Raw genomic sequence first — 20,955 nt, forward strand, 5'->3', positions numbered from 1 at the left:
GTTCAGCGTAACGACACACATTGGCTTGCAGCTTGTAGCTTGCGGCTTACAGCTTTTGCGGAGCAATCGCATGATTAGTAAAGAAGGCCTTACCCACCACATCTCCGCGCAGTTCAACGCCGAGCTGGAAGAGGTGCGCAGCCACCTGCTGGCCATGGGCGGGCTGGTGGAGAAACAAGTCAATGACGCGGTCACCGCGCTGATCGAGGCCGACTCCGGCCTGGCCCAGCAAGTGCGCGAAATCGATGACCAGATCAATCAGATGGAGCGCAACATCGACGAGGAATGCCTGCGCATTCTTGCCCGTCGCCAGCCTGCGGCCTCTGACTTGCGCTTGATCATCAGCATTTCCAAGTCGGTGATCGACCTGGAGCGCATCGGCGACGAAGCCACCAAGATCGCCCGTCGCGCCATCCAGTTGTGCGAAGAAGGCGAAGCGCCACGGGGCTACGTCGAAGTGCGCCACATTGGCGACCAGGTGCGCAACATGGTCCGCGATGCCCTGGATGCCTTTGCCCGTTTCGACGCCGAGCTGGCGCTGTCCGTGGCCCAGTACGACAAGATCATCGACCGTGAATACAAGACCGCTCTGCGCGAGCTGGCCACCTACATGATGGAAGATCCGCGCTCGATCTCGCGGGTACTGAGCATTATCTGGGTACTTCGCTCCCTGGAGCGTATTGGCGACCATGCGCGGAACATCTCCGAGCTGGTGATCTACCTGGTACGCGGCACCGATGTGCGCCATTTGGGCCTCAAGCGCATGAAGGAAGAAGTTGAAGGAACCAGTGCTGAAAGCGCTAATGTTCCGGGCAAAACTGACGATAAGTAAGATTGCCCAAGACGAACGCCCGGCCCTTGGCCGGGCGTTTTTGTTTGCGGCTTTTCCAGTAAAAAGCAGCACCCGCGAACGAAAAGTCCCGGCGTGACTGAAGAGTTTTGGCAAAGTGCCATCAGCCAGCGTTATGCTTGCCGGGATTTTTAAAGGGGTGTTGGATGAGCAAGATCAGTGTGTTGGTGGTGGACGATGCTTCGTTCATTCGTGACCTGGTGAAGAAGTGCCTGCGTAACTACTTCCCGGGTATCCGGACCGAAGATGCGGTCAACGGTAAAAAGGCCCAGGCGATGCTGGCCAAGGAAGCGTTCGACCTGGTGCTGTGCGACTGGGAAATGCCGGAAATGTCCGGTCTCGAACTGCTGACCTGGTGCCGCACCCAGGACGCCCTGAAAAGCATGCCGTTCGTGATGGTCACCAGCCGTGGCGACAAGGAGAACGTGGTCCAGGCGATTCAGGCCGGTGTCTCCGGCTACGTCAGCAAGCCTTTCACCAACGAACAGCTGCTGACCAAGGTCAAGCAGGCGCTGAACAAGGTCGGCAAGCTCGATACCCTGATGAACAGCGCGCCCACCCGGATGAACTCGGCGTTCGGCAACGACTCCCTGAGCGCCCTGACCGGCGGCAAGACCGAAGTGCTGGGCGCTGCCCCTGCGGCCAAGCCGGCCGCACCAGCGGCAGCCGCCCCGTCCCGGGGTTTGCTCAACAGCCCACCGGTGAAGGCTCCAACGCCAGCGTCGGCGGCATCGGGCGGTCGTGGTCAAGGCCAGTTGCGCCTGCCAAGCGGTACCCAGCAATGCGTGATCAAGGCCCTGAGCATCAAGGAAGCCTTGCTGGTGGTGAAGCGCGGTGAAGTGCTGCCTCAGGTGCTGGACAGCGCCGTACTCGACCTGGAGCAGGGCGATAACGCCGAGGTGGCCCGTTTGAACGGCTACCTGCATGCGGTGGTGGCCCACGAGCCGAAGCCGGACAGCGATTGGCTGCAACTGACCTTCCGCTTTGTCGATCAAGACGCGCAGAAGCTCGATTACATTTCGCGCCTGATCGCCCGCGGCACCGCGCAGAAGCACTTCGTCCCGGGCGCTTGATGGCGTCTCCGGGCTCCGCCTGAGTGGCGGCTCCCTTGCGTGTGGTCTTGGCTGCACGCCATCTCCCTGATCAACACCTGCACTCGGCCAGCCGCCGGGGCAGGTGGATCATGAGCCAACGCTCAAAGCCTTCACGTCCGTGCACGGCCTGAACCCGCATCACCGCCCGAAACCTGCCGCAACCACTTTCTCGCGCCGTTTTTTTACCTGTGGATAAAGTGCCTCAGAGGCCTATTTTTCCGCTTGCTTCAGCGGTTGCCGGTGACGCTCCGGATCGCTGCAAGGCCGCCCCAGGCCAAGTATTGATGGGCTTAGGCGGTATTGGGTGCCGTGCGTCTGTTGCTGGTTTTTCAGCTTGATTTATATCTGTTTGGATATAGATTGAGGCCTGGCGCTTTTCGCCATTCTGTCTTCCAGGCCATGCCTTGAAACAACCCGGGGCACCCTGTCCTGGCGTGTTTGTTTAGCCTGGGTCTGGGTCAGTCACAGGAGAAGTTCGATGACCAGGCACAAGGATGTGGTGTTTGTCGGAAGCGCGCTCAGTGACCTTCGGGCGTTCCCGTTGGATGCACGCCGCGCCGCAGGTTTTCAGTTGGACGTGTTGCAGGCCATGCGCAAGACCAAGCGCCGCACCGAAATACGGGACATCGAACGGGCTCGCGCCAGACTGCAGGGGATAGGTCCACGCCATGACCGAACACATCAATACCGATCGTTTCACCAGTGTCTGGGACGCCCTCGAGGCGTCACCCCAGGACGCGGCCAATATGCGCTTGCGGGCCAAGCTGATGCTGGCGCTGGGCAAAGCCGTCAAGGCCTGGGGCGTCTCCCAGAAGGAGGCGGCCAAGCGTCTGGGCATCAGCCAGCCACGGCTCAACGACGTGCTCAGCGGCAAGATCAACAAGTTCTCCCTCGACGCCCTGGTCAACCTGTCCGACGCCGCACAGCTGGGAGTGGATATCAGTATCAGTGGTGTAGATCTGCCGCCTCTGGCCCCGGTTTGAGTGCTGCCCCAGCGTTCGGGCTGCTAGCCTTGCCACAGCTCTTCTGAAGAATTTTGTCCTATGTTCCTGCGCCTGTTGTTGCTCTGTGGTCTGTTGCTGGCCGCCCCTTGGGTGGTGGCCATGACCATCTACAAAACCACCGATGCCGACGGCGTGGTGTCCTACAGTGATCGGCCCTCGCCGGGGGCCCAGGTGTTCCTGTTTCAGGACCGTATGGTCGAGCGCCTGGAGCGTCAGGTGCACCTGGATATCCAGAAGCGCAACGGTGTGGACAGCGTCTTTGTGCGCAACGACCTGTACGCCCCGGTGGAGGTCGAGCTGAGCTTTGCCGGGTTGAGCAATGTCAGTGGCGCCCCCAGGCAACCGGTCCGCCAGGTCCTGGCACCCCGCAGCCGCCAGCGCCTGGCGCTGCTCAGCGCCACTCAGGCCGGCAAGCCGCTGGTGTACACCCCGAAGTTTCGTTACTCCCTGGGGGACCCTGGCGGCGTGGCTCGGGGCTACCGTTATCCGTTGCCCTGGCTGGGCGGGCCCTTTCGCCTGACCCAGGGGCCCAATGGCCCCTACAGCCACTTTGGACCCAAGAGCCGTTATGCCATGGACATCGCCATGCCCGAGGGCACGCCGATCATCGCGGCGCGGGGCGGGGTGGTGGTGAAGACCGAGAATGCCCAGAGCGGGCGGGGCGACAACCCGGCAGGCAATTTCGTCCGGGTGCTGCATGAAGACGGCACCATGGGCGTCTACCTGCATCTCAAGCGTGGTTCGGTGAAGGTTCGCGAAGGCCAGCGTGTGGCAGTGGGCAGCCCCTTGGGCCTGTCGGGTAATACCGGCAACAGCACCGGGCCGCACCTGCACTTTGTGGTGCAGCGCAATACCGGGTTGGGGCTGGTGTCGATTCCCTATCAGTTCAACCAGCCACTGGGGGCGTTGCCGAACTTTGCGTTGGGCAAACAATAACCTTCGCCGGTAGGAGCCGGCGAACGGGCCGAATGGCCCGTCAATCCAGCATCAAGACCTTGGCCAAAACGATTTTCGGGCCCTTCATCTTCTTGATGATGATGCGCAAGCCTTCAACCTCCAGCACTTCTTCCTCTTCCGGCACCCGTTTCAGGGTTTCGTAGATCAGCCCGGCCAGGGTTTCGGCTTCGATGTGGTCCAGGTCGATGCCCAGCAGGCGCTCCACCTTGAACAACGGCGTGTCGCCACGTACCAGGAGCTTGCCTGGCTGATAGGCGAGGATCCCGCGCTCGGCCTTGCGGTGTTCGTCCTGGATGTCGCCCACCAGCACTTCCAGCACGTCTTCCATGGTCAGGTAGCCAATGATGTTGCCATCGGCCTCTTCCACCACGGCGAAGTGCGAACCGCCTTTGCGGAACTGCTCCAGCAGTTGCGACAGCGGCATGTGCCGCGACACGCGTTCCAGCGGGCGGGTCAGTTCGGCCAGGTTGAACGATTCGGGAATATGGTCCAGGGCCGCCAGTTCAAGGAGCAGGTCCTTGATGTGCAGCAGGCCGACGAACTCGTTGCGCTCGCTGTCGTACACCGGATAGCGGCTGAACTTGTGGCGACGGAACAGCGCGAGGATTTCCTTGAGCGGCGCGTTGAACTCCAGGCTGATCAAGTCTTCCCGGGAGTTGGCCCAGTCCACCACTTCCAATTCGCCCATTTCCACGGCCGACGCCAATACGCGCATGCCCTGGTCGCTCGGGTCCTGGCCACGGCTGGAGTGAAGGATCAGCTTGAGCTCTTCACGGCTGTAATGGTGCTCGTGGTGCGGGCCGGGTTCACCCTGGCCAGCGATGCGCAGGATGGTGTTGGCGCTGGCGTTGAGCAGGTAGATGGCCGGGTACATCAGCCAATAGAACAGGTACAGCGGCACCGCCGTCCACAGCGACAGCAGCTCGGGTTTGCGGATGGCCCAGGATTTGGGCGCCAGCTCACCGACCACGATGTGCAGGTAGGAAATGATGAAGAAGGCGGTAAAGAACGACACGCCTTTGACCACTTCCGGAGAGTTGACGCCCAGGGCGCTGAGCAGCGGCTCCAGCAGGTGGGCGAAGGCCGGTTCACCGACCCAGCCCAGGCCCAGGGAAGCCAGGGTGATACCCAGCTGGCAGGCGGACAAGTAAGCGTCGAGCTGGCTGTGCACGGTGCGCAGGATCTGTCCGCGCCAGCCGTTCTGATCGGCAATGGCCTCGACCCGGGTCGAGCGCAGTTTGACCATGGCGAACTCGGCCGCAACGAAGAAGCCGTTGAGCAGAACCAGGATCAGTGCAAAAAGAATCATGCCGAAATCGGCGAAGAGTGTAGAGAGGGTAAAGCCTGTGGAAGGGTCCATGATGGAGTTTTGCGGGTTCCGTGTCGGAGAAAAAGAGGGCCATGCGGTGCCTGAAGGGCAGGCACAAGCTACGCAATGTAGCGGCTGACACGACGATTGCCTAGGGGCGAATCGCGGTCAGCGCTGGTCGGTGATGGCCTCGACGGAGGTTTTTTTCACCTGGGCTGGAGCGAAGTGGCAGGTGAAGGTGCTGCCGTGGCCCAATACGCTGCTGATTTCCAGGCGTGCCCGGTGGCGCAGCAGCACGTGCTTGACGATGGCCAGGCCCAGGCCGGTGCCGCCCGTGGTGGAGTTGCGGCTGGAGTCCACACGGTAGAAGCGCTCGGTCAGGCGCGGCAGGTGTTTGTTGTCGATGCCGATCCCCGAGTCCTGCACGCTCAGGTGCGCGCCGTGCTCGTCGCCCCACCAGCGGATGCGGATATTGCCTTCGGCCGGGGTGTATTTCACCGCGTTGAACACCAGGTTGGAGAAGGCGCTGCGCAGCTCCGCCTCGCTGCCTTTGAGCTGCACCGTGGCATCGGCGTCCAGGCTGATGCGCTGGTTACGGTCGCCGGACAAGGCCTGGGCGTCGCTCTTGATCGACTTGAGCAGGGCGTCGATGGGCACCGGCTGGTTGTCCGAGGGGTAGTCGGTGGCTTCCAGCTTGGCCAGCAACAACAGGTCGTTGAGCAGGGTCTGCATGCGTCCGCCTTGCTGCTGCATCTGCTGCAGGGCACGGCTCCAGCGCGGGTTCACGTCTTCAACGTTGTCCAGCAGGGTTTCCAGGTAGCCGCAGATCACCGTCAGCGGCGTGCGCAGTTCGTGGGACACGTTGGCGATGAAGTCTTTGCGCATCTGTTCCAGCTGGTGGATGCGGGTCACGTCGCGCACCAGCATCAGGTGTTCGTTGTTGCCGTAGCGGGTGATGTACAGCTGGATGCGCAGGCGGTCGTTGATCGGCGAAGGAATTTCCAAGGGCTCGGCGTAGCTGTCCTGCTCGAAATATTCCTTGAAGCGCGGATGGCGCACCAGGTTGGTCACGGGCTGGCCGCTGTCTTGCGGAGTCTTGAGGCCCAGCAGGGTTTCTGCGGCGCGGTTCCACCATTCCAGGTTGCCGTCGCTGTCGAGCATGATTACCGCGTCCTTGAGAGCCGCGGTGGACTCCTGGACCCGGTCGATCACCGCTTGCAGGCGCCCGCGAACCCGTTGGTCGCGGCGTTGCAGGTGGTAGATGCTGTCGAACACTTCGCCCCACAGGCCGTAGCCGTCGGGCGGTGCTTCATCGGGTTGGTGCTTGCGCAGCCATTCATGCAGGCGCAGCAGTTGTTTCAAGGTCCAGGCCAGGTACAGGCCCAGGCCGATGGCCAGGCTCCAGCCGTAATAGCCACTGATCAGCCCCACCAGCAGGCAGCCGGTGACCAGCAGGAGCATGTGGCGGATCAGGGTGCTGTGCCAGTTTTGGTTCAAGTTGCATCCTTCGGAACAGTTTCAAGTTTCAAGCTCCAAGCTAAAGCAGTCCCGCTTTTAACTTGCGGCTTGTGGCTGATTGCTTGTAGCTCAACCTTTGGTTGAAAACCGATAACCGGTGCCGCGCACGGTTTGTACCAGATTCTCGTAGGCGTCACCCAGGGCCTTGCGCAGGCGCCGGATGTGCACGTCCACGGTGCGCTCCTCGACGTACACGTTGCCGCCCCAGACTTGGTCCAGCAACTGGCCACGGGTGTAGGCGCGTTCCTGGTGGGTCATGAAGAACTGCAGCAGACGATACTCGGTGGGGCCCATCTCGGCCGGTTTGCCGTCGATGGTCACGCGGTGGCTGATGGGGTCCAGCAGCAGGCCGCCGACTTCGATCGGCGCTTCGCCATCGGTCGGGCCGGCACGGCGCAGTACGGCTTTAAGCCGGGCCACCAACTCACGGGGGGAAAACGGCTTGGTGATGTAGTCGTCGGCACCGACTTCCAGGCCCTGGATCTTGTTGTCCTCTTCGCCCTTGGCGGTGAGCATGATGATCGGGATATCCCCGGTTAGCTCATCGCGCTTGAGGCGCCGCGCCAGCTCGATGCCGGAGGTGCCGGGCAGCATCCAGTCGAGCAGGATCAGGTCCGGCTTGCGGTCGACGATAATGGCGTGGGCCTGCTGGGAGTTCTCGGCCTCCAGGCAGTCATAGCCGGCCATTTCCAATGCGACGGCGATCATTTCGCGAATGGGCGCTTCGTCGTCAACGATCAGAATGCTCCTGCCAACCATGCTTAATCCTCTTGTCATTTAACTGTCTTGCGCCGCATTAGATAACGGAATTATTGCAGTCGTGTGACAGTATTTCCGCCGGGCGGCGTGACGCAGATTCCTCAACTAAGCTTTGAGTCCGAATCCTGACAACCACAAGAGAAGGTTTCCATGACTCAAATGACGCAATCCTGGAAAGCCCTGCTGGTCGCGGCCGCTCTCGCGCTGCCGTCGCTGGCCTTCGCCGCCGAACCGGCGATGACCAAGGATGGGATGATGGTCGACCACAAAGGCATGGCCTTGTACACCTTTGCCAAGGACGCCGACGGCAAGTCCATGTGCAACGACAAGTGCGCCGCCAACTGGCCGCCGCTGATGGCCGAAGGCAGCGACAAGGCCATGGGCAAATGGACGGTGATCAAGCGCGATGATGGGGCCATGCAGTGGGCCTACGACGGCAAGCCGCTGTACACCTTCGTGATGGACAAGAAGGTCGGTGACATGACCGGCGACGGCAAGATGGACGGCGCCTGGAAGGTCGCCAAGCCCTGATGGTTCGCCGGTAAGCCCGCTCCTGGCAGGAGCCGGCTTGCCGGCGTCACGTATTCAACGCAAACCGTAGTCCGCCACGATCCCCACGAAAATCGCCAGCCCCGCCCAGTGGTTATGCAGGAATGCCTTGAAACAGCGCATCCGGTCGCGGTCGCGGGTGTACCAGAACTCCCAGGCAAAACAGCCCGCCGCCGCCAGCAAACCCAGCTGGAACCAGCCTCCCAGCTCGAACCGCGCGCCTGCCAGCAACAGGCAGCCCAGGGCCAGCAGTTGCAGGCTGAGGATGATCACCCGGTCCGCTTCGCCAAACAGAATGGCTGTGGATTTCACCCCGATCTTCAAGTCGTCGTCGCGATCGGTCATGGCGTAGTAAGTGTCGTAACCCACGGTCCACAGCAGGTTGGCGATGTACAGCAGCCAGGCCGCGGCCGGCAGTTCGCCGGTCTCGGCGGTGAACGCCATGGGGATGCCCCAGGAGAACGCCGCCCCCAGCACCACTTGGGGGTAATAGGTGTAGCGCTTCATAAACGGGTAGCTGGCCGCCAATGCCAGGCCGCCGAGGGACAGCCAGATGGTGGTGGCGTTGGTGCACAGTACCAGCACGAAGGCGATCAGCATCAGCACGGCGAAGAACAACAGGGCCTCTTTGGAGCCGATCTTGCCGCTCACCAGTGGGCGCTGCTCGGTGCGTTTAACATGGCCGTCGACCTTGCGGTCGGCCCAGTCGTTGATCACGCAACCGCCGGCCCGGGTCAGTATCACGCCGAGCACGAAGATCAGCACGTTGGCCAGGGAGGGCGAGCCCTTGCCGGCAATCCACAGGGCCCAGAGCGTTGGCCAGAGCAGCAGGTAAATACCGATCGGCTTGTCCATGCGGGTCAGCTGGATAAAGTCCCAGGCCCGGGGATGCAGGCGATTGAGGGATTTGAGCAGGCTCTGGTACATCAGCAGTTCTCCGGATGGCTGGCCGCAGCCGCCCACAAGGTCGGCAAGAAAATTTCCGCCACCAGCACGCTCAGGGTGCCGCGGTCGAAGCGCGAGCGGCGACCCCACAGGCCTTCGCCACACACGTCTTCGGGCAACCAGGCGCCAGGGTAATGGCAGACCTCGATGGGCCGGCGCTGGAAGGCCTGGTCACAGAACAGCAGTTCCCCCAGGGAGCGGCTGCCCAGCTCATCGATATTGAAACCACCGTTTTCCAGGGCGCTGCGGGCGGCAACGCTGCGGGCAAACACCCAGGGTTCGCCGTGGCCCCGCAGATACACTTCGCGCACCCAGCCCTGGCTGCCCAGCGACAACTCCAGGGCGGCACACTCGTCGTCGCGCAGGGTTTGCCAGCCCTCCACCAGCGGCGTGACGCTGAAGTGGTCAGCGGACAGCCGGGACAGGCGCCGGGTCAACGAACCTTCATCGAACAGCCAGTCGAGGGTTGGCGCATCGGGGCAGGGCGACAGCCGGCTTTGCGGCAGCCAGGCCGGGGCACTGGAGGGGGGCTTTGAGTGCGGCACGGTGGGTCATTATTGGCAGCAAAAGAGGCGGCGAGCTTAGCATGTCACCGGCCGATTTTGACTCGCCGGCGCGGGGCGCCGCTGCGAACGTGCTTGCATCTGCCGTTACCGATCAGTACAAAACGCCCTGTGCCGGGTGCGCTTTGGCGCGGCATCCAGAGTCGACCCATCGACCGATTCACCGGCAACGCCTGAACCCTGAGGAAATGCGTACATGAAAAAGTGGCAATGTGTGGTCTGCGGCCTGATCTATAACGAAGCCGACGGCTGGCCGGACGACGGCATCCTGCCCGGCACTCGCTGGGAAGACGTGCCTGAAGACTGGCTCTGCCCGGACTGCGGCGTGGGCAAGATGGATTTCGAGATGATCGAAATCGGCTAATCACGGATTTTTGATCCTCATACACACCTAAGGAGAAAGGCATGAGCGCACCTGTCGTAATCGTTGGCACCGGGCTGGCCGGCTACAACCTGGCCCGGGAGTTTCGCAAGCTCGACAGCGAAACCCCGCTGCTGCTGATTACTGCGGATGACGGTCGTTCCTACTCCAAGCCGATGCTCTCCACGGGCTTTGGCAAGAACAAGGATGCCGATGGCCTGAGCATGGCCGAGCCGGGCACCATGGCCGAGACCCTCAAGGCCGAGGTGCGCACTCACACGCGCATCACCGGCATCGATCCGGGCCACCAGCGCCTGTGGATCGGCGAGGAAAGCGTGCCTTATCGCGACCTGATCCTGGCCTGGGGCGCAGAAACCGTGCGTGTGCCGGTGGAAGGCGACGCCTCGGCGCTGATCTTCCCCATCAACGACTTGGAAGACTACGCCCGCTTTCGCGTAGCTGCGGCCGGCAAGCGCCGGGTGCTGTTGCTGGGCGCCGGCTTGATTGGCTGCGAGTTCGCCAATGACCTGATCCTCGGCGGTTACGAGGTCGAGTTGGTGGCGCCTTGTGAACAAGTGATGCCGACCCTGCTGCACCCGGCGGCTGCGGCGGCGGTGCAGGCCGGCCTGGAAAGCCTGGGCGCGCGCTTCCACCTGGGGCCGGTGCTCAATCGCCTGCAACAGGCTGGCGACGGTTTGGAGGCCCATCTGTCCGACGGCCAGGTCATTCCCTGCGACCTGGTGGTCTCGGCCATCGGCTTGCGCCCGCGCATCGACCTGGCGGCCGCCGCCGGCCTGGTGGTCAACCGCGGGGTGGTGGTGGATCGCCAACTGCAAAGCTCCCACGCCAACATCTACGCCCTGGGCGACTGCGCCGAGGTCGATGGCTTGAACCTGCTGTACGTCATGCCGCTGATGAGTTGCGCCCGCGCCCTGGCGCAGACTCTGGCCGGCACACCGACGGCGGTCAGCTACGGGCCGATGCCGATCACTGTCAAAACCCCGGTCTGCCCGTTGGTGGTCTCACCGCCGCCAAAAGGCCGCGAAGGCGTCTGGACCGCCGAAGGGCAGGGCGCCGACATCAAGGCGCTGTGCCGCGATGCTGACGGTCACCTACTGGGTTACGCCCTGACAGGGGCAGCGGTCATGGAAAAACTGGCCCTGAACAAAGAACTTCCGCCCTTGCTGGCCTAAATGCCGGTCGTTCTGTCGGAATAACCCTGTTTCTTGCCCTACAAAGGTCGTGGGGAGACTGGCGCCACTCTCAAGCGCGTGCCATCCTCACATCCGTCTGCCGCAGACTAGAGCCTGCGGCGCCTTGGGCGCTGTTCCGGAGAACAGCACGGACATAACAACAAAAAACCGTCAAAGAGGCTTCACTATGCGTAAACCAGAACTCGCCGCCGCCATCGCTGAAAAAGCGGATCTGACCAAAGAGCAGGCCAACCGCGTACTCAACGCCGTTCTCGAAGAAATCACCGGTGCCTTGCACCGCAAAGACAGTGTCACCCTGGTGGGCTTTGGTACCTTCCTGCAGCGCCACCGTGGCGCCCGTACCGGCAAGAACCCGCAAACCGGCGAGCCGGTGAAAATCAAGGCCAGCAACACCGTTGCCTTCAAGCCTGGCAAGTCCCTGAAAGACAGCGTCAACCCTTAAGCATTGCGCTTTCTCCCCAGGGAGAGGGCATGACTGAATGGGCACACCGACTGGGTCGGGTGCCCATTTTTCATGCCTGGACGTTGCCCGTCCGGGCCGCTTGCACCGATGCGGCGGCATGGCTAGCATGCGCGATTGCTTGATTCGCGAATCAAAGGCCAAGGATGACCCGCTCGACTTCTACCTCGCTCCCACGCCCCCTGAAATCCGTGATCCTTCGCCTGCGCGCTTGGCGTGTGCTGCTGTGTGGCGCCTTGCTGTGCGCCCAGGCCTCGGCCTTTGCCGTGGCCGAACGCGGCACCCTGCTCGGGCCGGTGGGTTACCGCGAGGCCCTGCAGTGGTTTCACAGCCAGAAATACGACAGCCCCGGTTCTTGGCTCTGCGGCTATTCCCTGGCCCGCGAGGACTACAGCGTGGCGCCCAAGGCTCCGCGTCTGCTGGTGGAAGTGGACCAGCGCTTTCTCTACCTCAAGTCCGCCGGCCAACTGGTGGAACTGACCGGCGCCGCCCAGGGCCCTGGGCGCAGCGAGTACCAGAACGCCAGCGCTCACATCCGAGTCACCCTGAACATCCTCAAGCGCAACAATTTCAGCGAGTACCAGGAGTCGCACGATCGCCAGGTACTGGCACGCATCGAGATGAAGGACCAGGTCGAAACCCTCACCCTCAAGGGGCAGTCATGCGGTACTTGAACCTGGCAGGCCTTGGCCTGCTGATTGCCAGCGCGGCCATGCCCGCCCTGGCGGATGAATCGAACCCGGGCAAGGGCTGCTACGGCTACCTCACCGAACTGGTGCGCAGCAGCGATTTTCCCTACCGCGACTTCACCACCCCGGAGCACCTCAAGCTGTTGATCGACCGCGATGAGGGTGACCAGTTGAGCCTGCAGCTGTTCTACGAAACCTCCGGCAGCGGGATCATCGGCTGGGTCCGCTACGATGTGCCACAGCAGGCATTGTGGAATGTCAGCATCGACCCCGAAGAGCCCCAGGCGCTCAAGTTCGACCCACGTTTTGCCCGGGCCTATGCGTCCTGCCTGGCGTCGCGCTAGGCCTCGGCCAGTTGTCATTGGCGCTGTGCAGAGTTGCCGAGTGGTTCCTTGATTGTTGCCAGTCATTGCTTGAGAATTTGCCGTCATCCGAATCACCCTTTCAGCATGGAACGCGAATCTCTTGTCCTCCTACCGCATTCAAGAAGCTGATCTCGATATTCCTGACGCCTGGCAGGACCAGAGCATCAATATCTTCAAGCTGCCCGCCGTCGGTGGCGCCCAGGAAGCCAGTTTTGTCATCAGCCGCGACGCCAGCCAGGGCGATGCCGCCTTCGCCGACTATGTCGCCGGGCAACTGCGCTCCGCCGAGCAGCAACTGCCGGGTTTCAACCTGATCAAGCGCTGGGATTTCGACATGCACGGCCACGCCTCGGTCCTGCTGGACTACAGCTGGAAACGCGAAGGTCGCGAGCTGATGCTGCGCCAAGTGTTCATCGAGCGTAAGCCGGCGGTGCTGATCACCACCCTGACCACCACGGTCAATGATCTGGTGCACCACGAACCCGCCTGGAAACAGGCCATGCAAAGCCTCAAGCCCCAGCCAGCGGTGGTCTGATCCTCCAGGCCGAGTAACGAACCATGGATATGTTGGCAGCAGCCCGTCTGGGGGATGAGATCGCCCACGGTTTTGGCGTGGCGGCGATGGTGGCGGGGGCTGTTGTCGGTGCCCTGATTGGCGCCGCGGTGGTGGCGGCGACCGTGGCCACCGGTGGGGTGGCGATCGCCATCATCGCGGGTTCGGTCGCCGCGGGCGGCCTGTCGATGTTCCAGATCGCCAAGGGCCTGAGCACTATCTTCAACCTGCCCGAACCCAGCACGGGGGTGCTGGTAGAGGGCAGCTTCAATGTCCGCATCAACCTGCGCAACGCCATGCGTGCGGGCCAGGACCATTCGTCCTCGTGCAGCGGCCTGCCGCTGAACCACCCGATCTGGCCGTTCCCGGTGCTGATCGCCGAGGGCAGCGCCAAGGTCACCATCAACGGCAAGCCGGCCGCACGCCTGCAAAGCAAGATGGTCTGCGGCGCCCACATCAAGACCGGCAGCGAAAACACCTTCATTGGCGGGCCCACGGTGCAGGTGGCGTTCGTCCTGGATATCGAAGGCTGGATGCACACCGGGCTGGAGGCGCTGGGGTTGGCGGCGCTCGGCGCCGGGCTGGTGGTGGCGGCCATGGCGGGAGTGGCGGCATTGGCTGGTGCCCTGGCAGTGGGCGCCGCGGTGTATGGCGGCATGGCCCTGCTGGGGGACCTGGGCGACCGCCTGGGGCCGGGCTATCGCGATTTGCTGCAAGGGGTGGCCGGCATGGCCCTACTGGGCTTGGGGCCGAAACTGGCGGCGCGCAAACCGGCGACCGCGGTACCCGAGTTGACCTCGCGGCGTGCCTACCTGAATCAGAAGTTCGGCCGCTCCGGCGACTTGCACGGCGACATCAATTACCGTGGCAACCGCGAAGTGGCGGCGAACTTCTTCGAGTCCCAGGGCTATTCCAAGGTCGACGCACAGTCCTACATGAACGGCCTGGATTTCAATCATCCGGTGCGCGTGGAGACCCTGGCCTCCGGCAAGAACCTGTGGCAATACCAGTCCCCCGGGGCGCCGCAGGGCAACTGGTATACTCTCAGCCCGCGGGTGCAGCCGACCGAGCTGGGGATCAACCCCATGGGCACCAACCGCGCCGCCAACACCATTGAACCCAAGGTTCTCAATTCCTATGGAACAACCCGCAAGGTGCAGGTCCTGCGCAGCACGGCTGCGCCGACCAACGACTTCTGGTCGGTCAAGGGGCAGTCCTATCCCGCCAAGGGCGGGGCGCAGCAGTTGTTCTCCAATGACAAAGGCGCCTTCGGCGCGCTCTCTCCCGGTGGACCATGAAACCAATCGACTACATTGATCACGCACTGGCGCTGGTGGCCAAGCGGGCCCTGGTCCTGCCGGGTTACGAAGTCTTCGACCTTCTGCAAAAACAGCTGCAGTACGTTCGCGCGGTACTGCTGGACCGCAGCCTGGACCGTTCCGGGCTGCACCAGATCAGCATTGGTGCCATTGCCGTGAAGGAGTTCGACGAAACCGACCCGGAGCTGGCCCGGGCGTTGAAAGACGCACACTACGTGGCGGTACAGACCGGGCGTGGCTTGAAGGTCGATCTGCCCTGAGGCGCGCCATGCTGTTCAAGGATCTGTTGGTCAACCGCGAGGAAATGTTCTTGATGGGCATCGAGGAGTCCACCGCACAGTACTACGTCTCCTTTCCGGTCAGCCTCGGCGTGGTGGACTACGAGGAGTACTACGCCATCGATCGCGCGACCTTTGAGCGGTTCGAACAGGGCCTGCAAGCCGCGCTGGCGTTCGTCACCCGCGCCAGTCGGCGTGAGCTGGATCGGTGGCTGATCATCAACCCGGCCAGCCTTGAGCCCTGTCAGCTGCCGCGCTGCCAATGCAGGTGCTCACCGATCATGACCGTCGACAGGGCCTGATCCGGGTCATAGCCGAGGTCATAGTCGAGCTGCTTGAACCAACTGGTGGCGAAGGTCGACGCCTTGGCGACGCGCCCGGCTTGCAACTGGTCGACGCGGACGTACCAGTTATTGGGTGGCGTGACGGACAGGTAGTAGTTCAGGTTGTCGGCGGTAAAGGTCCAGCACAGGGACATCAGGCGCGACTCCGCCGGTCGTGCTTCATAAATGTGCGCGTTGACGATCAGGGCCTTGCCATCGAACAGATGGTGATAGCGGACGTTTTCACCGTAGGTGGGCACGTCCTTGTCAAAGCGGCTGATGCTCAGGATCAGTTGTCCGTCGGCATCGAAACCATAGGCCTGCAGATTCTTCGATTCACGGTTGGCCTTGCTCAGCGACGCCAGGGGTTTTCCCTCCTTGTTGACGCTGGGGATCAAGCGTTCAAAGGGGATGAGCTCCAAGGTCGGGCCAAGGGAATACTCCCAGCGGACCACGGCTTGCTTGATCGACTGATAGTGTTGGTGAACGTGCGGTCCATAAAGCTTGAACACCTCGCCGAGGGTGTTGCGCCGGCTTTCAAGCTCCGGGTTGTGCATGACATTCATTGGGTTATTTCCCTCAGCTGCCACAGGCAATCGTGCTCCAGCAGCTCTTTCGCCGTGCACTGAAAAAACCGCGACTTTGGCGCGGTTCTATAAGTGGCTGCAGGCCGTGCTGGCGCTCGTCAGCCGCGCCAGAAAGCGCGGTCCGGCGATCTGCCCCGGCACTCCGGCAATTGCTCAGTTCAGCGCCGTCAGGAGTTGCTTGTTGAACGACTCTTTCAGTTCCTGGTTGTTGGTGTAGCCCAGGGTCTGCTCGCTCAGAATCTTCGCCAGCGTTGCGTCGTCCGGTTGGATTGCGTTGGTTTTCAAGGCGATAACGATCAGCGGGACCGGATAGGCGTAATACTTTGGCCTCTCGATGACATCGCTCACCAGTGCGGGGCTGACATTGAGGAGGTTGTACAGGATAGGCAGGTGAACATCCTGAAGCCGGCGCAGCATCACCTGGCAGGTATTTTCAATGCCTTGTTCGGTCACGGGCAGCAGTGGACAGCCGTCTTTTTCGCTGACCGTCGACATGCAGTAGACCAGTTTCGGATTGGCCAGGTTGGATGGGTAGGGCGGGCTTATCCGCTCGATCTCCGCCTGCAGGGCCGGGTGTTCGACAAAGATGATCATTTCGTAGGCGCGGGTGTTGGCCAGGTACTCGAAATGCAAGGTCGCCACGGCGCCCGACTCTTTATGGGCAATCACCACTTTGTTCCGGGTGACTTTGACTCCGGGATAAGCCGAGAGCTCGCTCTTCAAGAATAGCTGGAGTGCCTTTTCGAAGTTGCTGCGCAATTCCTTGGTGTCTGCTTTCATTTCTCGATTACTCGTTCAATAGCGAAGAAGCCAGAAGTTGGCCGGATGCTGTGCGCCATTTCCACCGAACGGTGTGCCTTTGCCGCTTTTGGTCGCAACTTCGAACTGGCCTTGGGTGGCGCCCGACGGTTTGATCAGGCCGCCGCCCAGGCCACCGTTGGTATTGGCCGGATTGCTCATGTCGAACATCCCCGATCCCTGTTGGTTCTTGGTCAGTTTGCCGCTGCCATTTTTGACTTCGAACACGTGGTAGTTGCCGGCTTTGTCCTGGGCGATGATATCTGCCCTGATGCGGTAGGACTTCTGAGTGACAGGATGCTTGACCTTCATGGTCAGTTCTTCAGCTACCACAGTGAAACCGTTTCTCTCGAGGTCGGCCTTGGCCTTTGTAGTGCCCCTTCTGCCGCTGTAGGCCGATTTGCAGATCCAGCCCAGCGGGTCGATCCAGCCGATCGGGTTGGGAGCATAGTGATAGAGGTTCAAGCCTCCGGCCAGGCCGATAGGGTCCGGCGTGGTGAAGCGCCCGATATCCGGGTCGTAGAAACGGAACGTGTTGAAGTGCAGCCCGGTCTCGCGGTCCAGGTACTGGCCCTGGAACCTGAGATTCTGCTCCTCGATGTAGTAGGGCTCGCGTATTTCTTCGATGGTGTTGCCCCAGACCTGATAGCGGGCCTGCCAGACGCTGTGGCCGTCAGGCTCGCAAAGCTGGTGGGGCAGGCCATTCAGGTCGTTGTGGTAGTAGCGGATCTTCTGCTGCGCGCCGAGGCCATCGACCCGCGCCAGGGGCGCGTGGCCCAGGTCTTCATAGACATAGAGGCTGGTCTGTTGATTACGCTGTTCCTGCAGCAGCCGCAGGCCATCCCAGATGAATCGGGTTTCACCCAGAAGGTTGCCCTGGCTGTCGTACTCACGCTTGCTGATGCGTCGACCCAGGACGTCGTAACTCATCCTGACCAGGGTTTCGCCGCTGGCGGTCTGATTGCGCACTTCGATCAAGCGGTGTTCGGCATCGTAGGCAAACCGTTGCACGCCTCGCCGACCACTGCGTTTTTCAATCATTCGGCCAAAGGCATCGTAGCGGTAGCGCTTGTCCTGGTAGGTCAGCAACTTGTTGTGCACCACCAGCCCGGCGCCCGCTTTCGGGCCGTCAAGCAAATTGGCGGCGGCGTCGTAGGCGAAGGTTTCCTTCTGGCCCTGCAGGCCGTCCTGGCTGGCGATGATTCGCCCGGTCGCGTCGTAATGGAACAGTTGCCGATATTGCCCGTTGACATGCCGCTCGGCCAGGCCCACCAGGTTATCGCTGTCGTCGTACTCGAGGTGCCGTTCCGGGGCTGTCGGCAGGGTGTTTGCCAGCAGGCTGGAATGCCGCAGGCGTGCGCGCAGGCGGCCACAACGGTCGTATTCGCTGCGGGTGCTGATCTGACCCTGGGTGCGCAGCACTTCACGGTGCAGGCGATCACGTTGAAAATCGCTGATTACCTGGCCATCGAGATTGATCTGGTGCAGATGGCCGCTGCCGTAATAGAGCCGATTGAGCCAGCGCGTGTCCGGTAGCTGGGTCTGAATCAGATTGCCCAGTTCGTCGTATCGGTGTTTCAGGCTGCCGGCCGCTGTGTGTTCTTCGAGTAATTGGCCCAGGGCGTCGTAGCTGAAACTCACTGCCTGCTGGTTGCCGAGGTTGTCGGTAAAGCTGGCTGCGATCAGTTGGTTCAAGGGATCGTAGGTGTATTGACTGCGCCCATCGTCCGTGGTCTTGGCCAGCAGCCGCCCCACGGCATCGCGCTCGAACTTGTGGATGATTGGTGCGATTGGTTGCGCGGGCACGGCGCTCAATCCGGAGCCATAAGGCGCGGCATGGGCCTGGAGTTCGACGACGTTGTTCAGTGGGTCATAGCCATAGCGCTTGGCACTGCCGTCGAGGTCCTGCTGTTCGCTCAGACGGTTGCCGGCATCCCAGGCAAAGCGATAGCTTTCGCCGTTTTCGTTGGTGAGCGCCAGCAGCCGTCCGAACGCGTCATAGTCGAATCGGACCTGCCGGCCATGGGCGTCGGTGCGCTGGCTTATCTGCCCGCGCCGGTTGTACTGGTAGAGCGTGGTGTAGCCGGACGGGTCGGTGTAGCCCTGCAGCTGGCCGTTGCCGCCGCGTTGAAAATGCTCGGCGCGGCCATCGGCCAGTTGGCTGCTGAGCAACCGTCCCTGGCCGTCGTAATGGAAGCGGGTGTGCTCGCCAAGGGCATCGATGATGGCTTTCACGTTGCCACGTCGATCGTATTCGAAGCGGGTCGGATAGCCCGAGCAATCCAGGTGTTCAAGCAATTGCCCGGACGAGTTCCAGCGCATCTTCCGGCTTCTTCCCGTGGCATCGATGATCTCCACCACCTGCCCGTGTGCGTCGTGGCGGTACTGAGTCACCTGGCCTAGCGGGTCTGTTTCGGCGATGCAATTGCCTCGGGGGTCGTAGCGCAAGTGCCAGCTTTTGCCGGCAGGATCGGTCAGGGTCTGTGGCAGCGACCAGTGCTCCAGCCACAAGGTCGAGTGGCTGTGCCCCAGAGGATCGGTCTCGGCGATCAGGTTGCCGGTTTCGTCGTAGCTATAGGCATAGCGCCCTCCTAAGGGGTCAGTGGCGCTGAGCAGTTGGCGTTCGTCGTTCCACTCGAAGGCCCATGTCTGGTTGAGGTTGTCGGTGTACTCGACGATCTGCAACTGGCTGTTCCAGCGACGGCGGCTGATGCGTTGCAGGCTGTCGGTGACCTGGGTGATTCCGGCCTCCAGATCATAGTCGTACTGATAGCTATCGCCTTCGTCGGTCCAGTGACGGGTCACTCGCCACTGCTGGTCGGCGAACAGTGTCCACTGGTAGAAGCAGCGCAGCCCGGTGGCCAACTGGTGCTCGGTCATCCGGTGGCCGGCGTCATAGGCGAAGCGCCGCTGTACCTGCCTTTCGCCATCGCGGACCTGTGCCAGGTTCCCTGCGGCATCGTAGTCATAGCTGACCAGTACTTCCCGTTGCTGGTCAGGGTACAGCCGTTCGACCTGGGCAATCCGACCGGGCCAGCGCGTGCTGTAGCCCAGTTCGAGCTGCGCCTGTTCAAAAGTATCGCGCAGCAGCCAGAGCCGCCCGGCCGAGTCGTATTCCAGGTGCAGGCGATTGTCGTTGCGGTCCCCCAGCTGGCTCAGGCGCAACCGCGAAGGATCGCTCGCCAGCGGCTCGAACAGACGGTAGAGGCCGTCGCTGCTTTCGATCAGCAACTGCCCGTTGTCGTTGCGTCGCACGCTCAAGCCTTCACCGGGGCTGAAGGCTCCACCGCCCAGGGCAATGGCACCCATGTCGATGCGGCGTCCCTGCTCATCAATGTAGAGCAGGCGTTCGCCGCCCTCGGGATGGGGCTCGATCTGGATGCTGACCTCGTAAGGCAGGCTCCAGCCGGCCCCGAGCAGGCCGTCACGGCGTTCGTCGCGGCTGTTGTAGAAGCGTTGCCATTCGATGGGCACCAGCCCTGGCAGGGTGAAGTCCAGATCGTCGTCGGCCCCCAGCACCTTGGCCCCGGTCGCGGCATGCACCGGATTCGGCGAGCCGGCGATAGCCTGGGTCAGCGCATTGGTCGCCTGGCTGACGACAAACGAATTGACCCCGGCCATCAGCATGCACGGCAGGTTGGCCTTGAACTTGCCCTTGCCGCCCTTGAGCATCATCAGCACGGTCACCGCCAGGCCCACGCCCGGGGTCTTGCCGCTGCGGATCTCGCGCACCACCACCGAGCCGCCGCCGATGGTCACGTCGGGGGAGATCGGTCCGGCGGACACCACCTTGGCGTCGCAGGTGCTGCGGTCGCCGCTGCGCACCGCCGGTTGGCCGTCGATGCTGACCTTCTCCGAGCCTTCGGCCAGGTACTGCACGGGCATCGGCGGGTGCTTGGTGCAGGTCACCAGGTCCAGTTCCTTGGTCTGGGAGCCGGGGGCCGGGGAGGCCACGGTGGGCCGCCACATCTGCGAGAAGAATTCCTTGGCCATGTCGAGAAAGCCCGGGCCTTCCTCCGGGGTGGCCGAAGGGGTGTCGGTGGCTTCGCCTTCCTCGGCGCCGTCGCCGCTGATATGCGACGGCGGGGCGATGCCCGCCGCGCGGGCCGCCGGTTTGTTGTTGGTCAACACCTTTTGCGAACCGCTGGCGATGGTGGCCTGGATCGAGGGCGGGAACAGGGCATTGGCGATGCCCTCGCATAAATTGCTCAGGCCCTTGTCGGCGCCGGTCTTGCTCATGACCACGCCGACCACCACGCCCACCACCAGCCCCAGCACGCAGGCACCGAGGCCGCCGGTGGCCACGGTGATGCCCGCTGCTGCAGCCACCGCCATGGTCGCCAGGGTGCCGATGGCGACGTTGGCCGCCACCTCCAGCACACCGCCGAGGATGTCGGCCATCATCGAGGTGTGTTCCAGCCCGTCGCCCAGTCGTGCGGCCCACAGCGCGTCAGACACGC

The 20,955-nt window shown here is 62.4% G+C and carries 22 protein-coding genes and 1 pseudogene; 15 read left to right on the plus strand and 8 right to left on the minus strand.

The features are described 5' to 3' along the window. Positions 1 to 70: 70 nt before the first annotated feature. The 5 genes and pseudogenes from phoU to M1B35_RS03210 all read left to right on the plus strand — a co-directional run bounded on the left by phoU (position 71) and on the right by M1B35_RS03210 (position 3,884). Complete coding sequence (gene phoU, locus M1B35_RS03195; RefSeq protein ID WP_123327886.1) at positions 71 to 832, plus strand: phosphate signaling complex protein PhoU; 762 nt, start codon at positions 71 to 73, stop codon at positions 830 to 832. 164 nt (positions 833 to 996) lie between these two features. Continuing rightward, entirely contained in the window at positions 997 to 1,923 is a 927-nt protein-coding gene (locus M1B35_RS03200) for a response regulator (protein WP_123327885.1), read from the plus strand. A 499-nt stretch (positions 1,924 to 2,422) separates the two neighbouring features. After that, a pseudogene (locus tag M1B35_RS32015) lies at positions 2,423 to 2,605 on the plus strand (type II toxin-antitoxin system RelE/ParE family toxin); the annotation flags it as partial. A 7-nt stretch (positions 2,606 to 2,612) separates the two neighbouring features. Continuing rightward, positions 2,613 to 2,927 (plus strand): helix-turn-helix domain-containing protein, encoded by a 315-nt coding sequence (locus M1B35_RS03205; RefSeq protein WP_268261197.1) that lies wholly within the window; start codon positions 2,613 to 2,615, stop codon positions 2,925 to 2,927. A gap of 60 nt (positions 2,928 to 2,987) precedes the next feature. Continuing rightward, positions 2,988 to 3,884 carry a M23 family metallopeptidase gene (locus M1B35_RS03210; protein WP_268261198.1) on the plus strand — a complete coding sequence of 299 codons (897 nt, stop codon included), beginning with the start codon at positions 2,988 to 2,990 and terminating at the stop codon, positions 3,882 to 3,884. A gap of 40 nt (positions 3,885 to 3,924) precedes the next feature. Here M1B35_RS03210 and M1B35_RS03215 read toward each other — a convergent pair whose 3' ends face one another. The 3 genes from M1B35_RS03215 to phoB all read right to left on the minus strand — a co-directional run bounded on the left by M1B35_RS03215 (position 3,925) and on the right by phoB (position 7,491). Then, positions 3,925 to 5,265: a hemolysin family protein gene (locus tag M1B35_RS03215; protein ID WP_123327882.1), complete on the minus strand. Its 1,341-nt coding sequence runs from the start codon at positions 5,263 to 5,265 to the stop codon at positions 3,925 to 3,927. A 117-nt stretch (positions 5,266 to 5,382) separates the two neighbouring features. Next, the gene (gene phoR, locus M1B35_RS03220; protein ID WP_259740334.1) at positions 5,383 to 6,675 is read right to left on the minus strand and encodes a phosphate regulon sensor histidine kinase PhoR; all 1,293 of its coding nucleotides are present in this window, start codon (positions 6,673 to 6,675) and stop codon (positions 5,383 to 5,385) included. Between the two features lie 126 nt (positions 6,676 to 6,801). Continuing rightward, a complete protein-coding gene (phoB, locus tag M1B35_RS03225) occupies positions 6,802 to 7,491 on the minus strand; it encodes a phosphate regulon transcriptional regulator PhoB (protein WP_003176964.1) in 690 nt (229 codons plus the stop codon). Between the two features lie 150 nt (positions 7,492 to 7,641). On the opposite strand from phoB, the gene M1B35_RS03230 reads away from it, so the two are divergent. Next, positions 7,642 to 8,022, plus strand: coding sequence for a COG4315 family predicted lipoprotein (locus M1B35_RS03230; protein ID WP_123327880.1), 381 nt, complete (start codon positions 7,642 to 7,644; stop codon positions 8,020 to 8,022). 54 nt (positions 8,023 to 8,076) lie between these two features. Here the strand turns inward: M1B35_RS03230 and ubiA are convergent, their stop codons facing one another. Both ubiA and M1B35_RS03240 read right to left on the minus strand, forming a co-directional pair. Continuing rightward, positions 8,077 to 8,967 carry a 4-hydroxybenzoate octaprenyltransferase gene (gene ubiA / locus M1B35_RS03235; RefSeq protein WP_268261199.1) on the minus strand — a complete coding sequence of 297 codons (891 nt, stop codon included), beginning with the start codon at positions 8,965 to 8,967 and terminating at the stop codon, positions 8,077 to 8,079. Beyond that, entirely contained in the window at positions 8,967 to 9,530 is a 564-nt protein-coding gene (locus tag M1B35_RS03240; RefSeq protein ID WP_123327878.1) for a chorismate lyase, read from the minus strand. The genes ubiA and M1B35_RS03240 overlap by 1 nt, the downstream gene beginning before the upstream one ends. A gap of 214 nt (positions 9,531 to 9,744) precedes the next feature. Between M1B35_RS03240 and M1B35_RS03245 the strand changes: the two genes are divergently transcribed. The 9 genes from M1B35_RS03245 to M1B35_RS03285 all read left to right on the plus strand — a co-directional run bounded on the left by M1B35_RS03245 (position 9,745) and on the right by M1B35_RS03285 (position 15,089). Continuing rightward, a complete protein-coding gene (locus tag M1B35_RS03245) occupies positions 9,745 to 9,912 on the plus strand; it encodes a rubredoxin (protein WP_007930291.1) in 168 nt (55 codons plus the stop codon). 41 nt (positions 9,913 to 9,953) lie between these two features. Beyond that, positions 9,954 to 11,102, plus strand: a complete 1,149-nt coding sequence (locus M1B35_RS03250; RefSeq protein ID WP_268261200.1) for an NAD(P)/FAD-dependent oxidoreductase — start codon at positions 9,954 to 9,956, stop codon at positions 11,100 to 11,102. Between the two features lie 187 nt (positions 11,103 to 11,289). Further along, a complete protein-coding gene (locus tag M1B35_RS03255; protein ID WP_003213368.1) occupies positions 11,290 to 11,565 on the plus strand; it encodes an HU family DNA-binding protein in 276 nt (91 codons plus the stop codon). 209 nt (positions 11,566 to 11,774) lie between these two features. Beyond that, positions 11,775 to 12,257 (plus strand): hypothetical protein, encoded by a 483-nt coding sequence (locus tag M1B35_RS03260; RefSeq protein WP_259740327.1) that lies wholly within the window; start codon positions 11,775 to 11,777, stop codon positions 12,255 to 12,257. Then, a complete protein-coding gene (locus M1B35_RS03265) occupies positions 12,245 to 12,616 on the plus strand; it encodes a hypothetical protein (protein WP_123327876.1) in 372 nt (123 codons plus the stop codon). Before M1B35_RS03260 ends, M1B35_RS03265 begins: the two co-directional genes overlap by 13 nt. Positions 12,617 to 12,737: 121 nt before the next feature. Continuing rightward, entirely contained in the window at positions 12,738 to 13,172 is a 435-nt protein-coding gene (locus tag M1B35_RS03270) for a DcrB-related protein (protein ID WP_268261201.1), read from the plus strand. 23 nt (positions 13,173 to 13,195) lie between these two features. Beyond that, positions 13,196 to 14,488, plus strand: a complete 1,293-nt coding sequence (locus tag M1B35_RS03275) for a polymorphic toxin type 46 domain-containing protein (RefSeq protein ID WP_123327874.1) — start codon at positions 13,196 to 13,198, stop codon at positions 14,486 to 14,488. Beyond that, the gene (locus tag M1B35_RS03280; protein ID WP_123327873.1) at positions 14,485 to 14,769 is read left to right on the plus strand and encodes an immunity protein Tsi6 family protein; all 285 of its coding nucleotides are present in this window, start codon (positions 14,485 to 14,487) and stop codon (positions 14,767 to 14,769) included. The genes M1B35_RS03275 and M1B35_RS03280 overlap by 4 nt, the downstream gene beginning before the upstream one ends. 8 nt (positions 14,770 to 14,777) lie before the next feature. Beyond that, positions 14,778 to 15,089, plus strand: coding sequence for a hypothetical protein (locus tag M1B35_RS03285; RefSeq protein ID WP_268261202.1), 312 nt, complete (start codon positions 14,778 to 14,780; stop codon positions 15,087 to 15,089). On the opposite strand, the gene M1B35_RS03290 is transcribed toward M1B35_RS03285, so the two are convergent. From M1B35_RS03290 to M1B35_RS03300, 3 genes are all read right to left on the minus strand, one after another. Next, positions 15,032 to 15,676, minus strand: coding sequence for a hypothetical protein (locus M1B35_RS03290; RefSeq protein WP_148053448.1), 645 nt, complete (start codon positions 15,674 to 15,676; stop codon positions 15,032 to 15,034). The genes M1B35_RS03285 and M1B35_RS03290 overlap by 58 nt on opposite strands. A gap of 174 nt (positions 15,677 to 15,850) precedes the next feature. Continuing rightward, positions 15,851 to 16,477: a hypothetical protein gene (locus tag M1B35_RS03295; RefSeq protein ID WP_123327871.1), complete on the minus strand. Its 627-nt coding sequence runs from the start codon at positions 16,475 to 16,477 to the stop codon at positions 15,851 to 15,853. A gap of 15 nt (positions 16,478 to 16,492) precedes the next feature. Then, positions 16,493 to 20,953: an RHS repeat-associated core domain-containing protein gene (locus tag M1B35_RS03300; protein ID WP_268261203.1), complete on the minus strand. Its 4,461-nt coding sequence runs from the start codon at positions 20,951 to 20,953 to the stop codon at positions 16,493 to 16,495. Between the last annotated feature and the right edge of the window lie 2 nt (positions 20,954 to 20,955).

Source organism: Pseudomonas morbosilactucae (assembly GCF_023241665.1).
Taxonomy (GTDB): Bacteria; Pseudomonadota; Gammaproteobacteria; order Pseudomonadales; family Pseudomonadaceae; genus Aquipseudomonas; species Aquipseudomonas morbosilactucae.